Source organism: Arthrobacter sp. Y3223164 (assembly GCF_059091005.1).
The window spans coordinates 1-2,313 of sequence record NZ_JBNHGF010000418.1; the positions used below are offsets into that span (position 1 = coordinate 1).

The window sequence follows — 2,313 nt, forward strand, 5'->3', positions numbered from 1 at the left end:
CCGCGTGACCTAGTCGGCCGCCGCGGCGGCGGGCCGGCCGGTCAGGACCGCACGCAGTTCGTCCTCGGCGGCGATGGTCGTGATGAAGAAGAGCTCGTCGCTGCCTTCCACCACGTCGTCAGGGCTCGGCGTGATCGGCGCGTCGTCGCGCAGGATGGCCACCACCGTGGCATCCTGCGGCCAGGCGATGGAGCCGAGCCGCTGACCGATCAGCGCCGAGTCCGCGGGAACCGTGAACTCGACCATGGACGCGACGCCGCTCTGCAAGGTCAGCAGCCGGACCAGGTCTCCGATCTCCACGGCTTCCTCCACCAGGGCGGTCATCAGGCGCGGGGTGTTCACGGCAACATCCACGCCCCAGGAGTCGTCGAACATCCAGTCGTTCTTGGGGTTGTTCACGCGTCCCACCGTGCGGCCGACGCCAAACTCGCTCTTGGCCAGCAGCGAGACCACCAGGTTGACCTTGTCGTCGCCGGTGGCCGAGACCACCACGTCGGCTTCTTCCAGCCGGGCTTCACGCAGGGTGGTGATCTCGCAGGCGTCGCCGATCAGCCAGCGCGCGCCCTTCAGCCCGCTGCGGCCGATCACCTCGGGCTTCGGATCGATCAGCAGGATGTCGTGGTTGTTCGAGAGCAACTCCCGAGCAATCGACGATCCGACGCTGCCGGCGCCGGCAATGACCACCCTCATTCGGACTCCTCCACGGGGGGCTTGGACAGGATCCTGTCGATTTCGAAGGTCGAATCCACCGCCATCATGGCGTGGACGATGTCGCCCTTTTGGTAGCGGGTGCCGCGGGCGGGCAGGATTCCCTCGCCGAAACGGGTCAGGTAGGCCACCCGGGCGCCGGAGGCGGCTTCGATCTCGGCCAGTTCCCGGCCCACCCAGCCGTCGTCCAGTTGCACCTCACCCAGGATCAGGCGGCCGGAGGCCTCACGGAAGTCGCCCTTGATGCCCTGTTCGGGCAGGATCCGCCGCAGCACCTGATCGGCGCTCCAGCGCACCGCGGCCACCGTGGGGATGCCGAGCCGCTGGTAGATCTCGGCGCGGCCGGGATCGTAGATGCGGGCCACCACATGCGGCACGTGGAAGGTTTCGCGGGCCACCCGGGTGGCGAGGATGTTGGAGTTATCGCCGCTGGAAACGGCAGCGAAGGCGTAGGCGTTCTCGATGTCTGCGTGCCGCAGGGTGTCGCGGTCGAATCCGACGCCGGTGACCTTGCGGCCGGTGAACCCCGAGCGCAGCCGGCGGAATGCCCGGTCGTCCTGGTCGATAATGGCCACGCTGTGCCCCGAATCCTCCAGGGTGTGGGCCAGCGTCACGCCTACGCGCCCGCAGCCCATGATCACAAAGTGCGCCATCCACGTCCTTCCGGCACCCGCTGCAACGCGGGAATCAAATGTACTGCAACCATAACGCTGAACCGGTCCATCGATGCCATGAGCCCGGGGTTCGAAACGGCGCCGGCGCCCGCGCGCCGGTCGGGACCGCCTACCCGGCCGCGGGCTCCTGCAGGGCGGCGAGCACGTGCATGTGCTCCCGGTTGGACGGGTAAAGGTGGCTGTAGGTGGCGTAGAGCTTTTCATACAGCGGGGCCGTCGACGGATCGGGACTCACGGTCGCCGCCGTGCGCGCCCAGTTCGTCCCGGCGGGCACGGCCCCGGTGCCGATGGCGGCGAGCAGTGCGTCCCCGTAGCTGGCGCCGATGGCCTGTTCCGGGACCAGCTGTTCGCGCCCGCTGATGTTGCTGACGATTTCCGTCCAGAGCCTGGCCTTGGTGCCGCCGCCGACGGCCACGACGCGCCGGATCGGTTCGCCCGCGTGCTCGAGGTACTCGAGGATCTGCCGGATGCCGAAGCCGATGCCCTCGTAGGCGGCACGGAACAGATGTCCGCGCCCGTGGCGCAGCGACAGGCCGGTGATCAGCCCGCGGGCGTCCGGGTCGAAGACAGGGGTCCGTTCGCCGGCGAAGTAGGGCAGCAGCAGCAGACCGTCGGATCCCGGCGGCACTGCGGCGGCCTCCGTGACGAGCTGCTCGAACGGGACGTCGCCGAACAGCCGCTGCAACCACGTGGTCAGGCTCCCGGACGTGGACATCCCCGCGGCCAAGGTCAGCGACCCCGGCTCCACGCCGGCCGTGGTCCAGAGCTTGGGTTCGGACCGGAACTCCCCGAGGACCTGGACGAAGAACATCGTGGAGCCGTACATCAGCATGAGGTCGCCCGGCTGCCGCACGCCCGCGCTGAAAGCCTCGGCCCAGGCGTCGACGGTGCCCGCGCAGACCGGCACGCCCTCCGGGAGCCCCGTGGCATC

The 2,313-nt window shown here is 69.2% G+C and carries 3 protein-coding genes; all 3 read right to left on the reverse strand.

Annotated elements, in window-relative coordinates; translation table 11 throughout:
* Nucleotides 1-9 precede the first annotated feature (9 nt).
* Nucleotides 10-690 (reverse strand): potassium channel family protein, encoded by a 681-nt coding sequence (locus AC5RUJ_RS14860; RefSeq protein WP_494128168.1) that lies wholly within the window; start codon nucleotides 688-690, stop codon nucleotides 10-12.
* Complete coding sequence (locus AC5RUJ_RS14865; protein ID WP_493977903.1) at nucleotides 687-1,361, reverse strand: potassium channel family protein; 675 nt, start codon at nucleotides 1,359-1,361, stop codon at nucleotides 687-689. Before AC5RUJ_RS14865 ends, AC5RUJ_RS14860 begins: the two co-directional genes overlap by 4 nt.
* A 130-nt stretch (nucleotides 1,362-1,491) precedes the next feature.
* Nucleotides 1,492-2,313: FGGY-family carbohydrate kinase (locus AC5RUJ_RS14870; RefSeq protein WP_494156097.1), on the reverse strand; the 822-nt coding region annotated here is incomplete at its 5' end.

Coding starts and splice junctions, on each gene's coding strand:
- AC5RUJ_RS14860 (WP_494128168.1), bottom strand. CDS start 690: ATGAGGGTGGTCATTGCCGGCGCCGGCAGCGTCGGATCGTCGATTGCT.
- AC5RUJ_RS14865 (WP_493977903.1), bottom strand. CDS start 1,361: ATGGCGCACTTTGTGATCATGGGCTGCGGGCGCGTAGGCGTGACGCTG.